This is a genomic window from Streptomyces aurantiacus (assembly GCF_001418335.1).
GTDB lineage: Bacteria > Actinomycetota > Actinomycetes > Streptomycetales > Streptomycetaceae > Streptomyces > Streptomyces aurantiacus.
The window spans coordinates 1-1,445 of sequence record NZ_LIPP01000511.1 but is presented as its reverse complement, the minus strand read 5'-3'; the positions used below and the strand labels follow the sequence as shown (position 1 = coordinate 1,445).

The following is a 1,445-nucleotide window of genomic DNA, read 5'->3' as shown; positions in this document are numbered from 1 at the left end:
GCTGTACCCCCCCGTGACCACCCAGCCGCACCTCCGGGAAAGCCGTACCTCCCGGCAGAGGGAACCGGCTAGCGTGCCGTACATGACCGCCGCCGAAGAACCGAACACCGCACACCCCCGCTTCGCCGAGGCCGTCCGGAAGCTGGGCCTGGCCGACGACCTGCTCCCGCGCATCCGCCGCTTCCCGGAGGCGACCCGCACCGCAGCCGAGGCCGCCGCGGCACTCGACTGCGAACTCAGCGAGATCTGCAAGTCACTGATCTTCGCCGCGGACGGCGTCCCGGTCCTCGTCCTCATGGACGGCTCGTCCCGAGTGGACCTCGAACTCGTACGACACGCGCTGGGCGCGGAGAAGGTCACCAGGGCCAAGGCGGACATCGTGCGAGAGACGACCGGGTACGCGATCGGCGGCGTGCCTCCCTTCGGACACCGCAGCAAGACCCGCGTCCTGGCCGACCGTTCACTCCTGGACCACGACATCGTGTGGGCCGCGGCAGGCACCCCGTACAGCGTGTTCCCGATGGCACCCAAGACCCTGATCGACCACGCCGGCGGCACGCTGGTGGACGTCCGCGAGCAGATCGAGTGAGGGCGACAAGATGGGGCTGACGCTTTTCCCGGGCGACGACGTGACGAGCAGCCCGGACATCTCCTGGTCCTACAGCGGCTTCAACATGTTCAGGACGTGGTTGGCCAAGGCCGAGGGTTTTACGCTCGCCGAGATGGACGGGTTCGGCGGAGACCACCAGTGGTGCGGCGTCTCCACCACGCTGGCGCCGCTGCTCAACCATCCGGACGACGCCGGCCCCGACCTCACTCCCGCTCAATGCGCGGCCATGTTGCCCAGGCTGCAAGCTGTTCTCGACCAACACCAGCCCGCCGACAGCGACCCCGTCCTGCGACGGCGCATCGCAGACGTCGGTCAGCTGGTCACCGTCCTACGGTTCTGCGTGGACAAGGACGTTGAGCTCATCTTCGGCTGACCACGGGAGCGTGGACCGACCGGCCGCTGAAGAAACGGCCCGGGTCACGGACCACCTACGACCCCCAATGCCGCGTCGTCCGCAGCCCACCGCTCGCCAAGCGCGCCTCGGCCTTGAGTTGCGCAAACTGCGCGAAGCCGCAGGGCTGAAGGCGCGCGAAGCTGCGGCCCTGATCGGAGCCGATTCTGTTCAGATGAGCCAGATCGAGTCAGGCATCTCCGGAGTGAGCGCGCAACGGTTACGGCGTCTGGCTTGCAACTACGCGTGTGCGGACGGCGAGTTGGTGGACGCCTTGGTCGCCATGGCGACCGACCGTGCACGCGGCTGGTGGGAGGAGTACCGGGGTCACCTGCCGACGCCGTTCCTGGACCTGCCCGAACTGGAGCACCATGCCAAGTACCGGTGGGACGTGGAGTTCCTGCACATCCCGGGCCTGTTGCAGACACCGGACTACGCGCGGGC

General features: G+C 68.2%; 3 protein-coding genes. All 3 read left to right on the top strand.

The window, feature by feature from the left end; genetic code table 11:
• Positions 1-82: 82 nt before the first annotated feature.
• A complete protein-coding gene (locus tag AOK01_RS39675) occupies positions 83-589 on the top strand; it encodes a YbaK/EbsC family protein (RefSeq protein WP_055520452.1) in 507 nt (168 codons plus the stop codon).
• A gap of 10 nt (positions 590-599) precedes the next feature.
• The gene (locus AOK01_RS39670) at positions 600-983 is read left to right on the top strand and encodes a hypothetical protein (RefSeq protein ID WP_055520449.1); all 384 of its coding nucleotides are present in this window, start codon (positions 600-602) and stop codon (positions 981-983) included.
• A gap of 67 nt (positions 984-1,050) precedes the next feature.
• The coding region (locus tag AOK01_RS39665; protein WP_157871674.1) for a helix-turn-helix domain-containing protein at positions 1,051-1,445 on the top strand (395 nt) is incomplete at its 3' end.

Bases quoted from the DNA above. Each gene is read 5' to 3' on its own strand.
- AOK01_RS39675 (WP_055520452.1), top strand. From the start codon at position 83: ATGACCGCCGCCGAAGAACCGAACACCGCACACCCCCGCTTCGCCGAG.
- AOK01_RS39670 (WP_055520449.1), top strand. From the start codon at position 600: ATGGGGCTGACGCTTTTCCCGGGCGACGACGTGACGAGCAGCCCGGAC.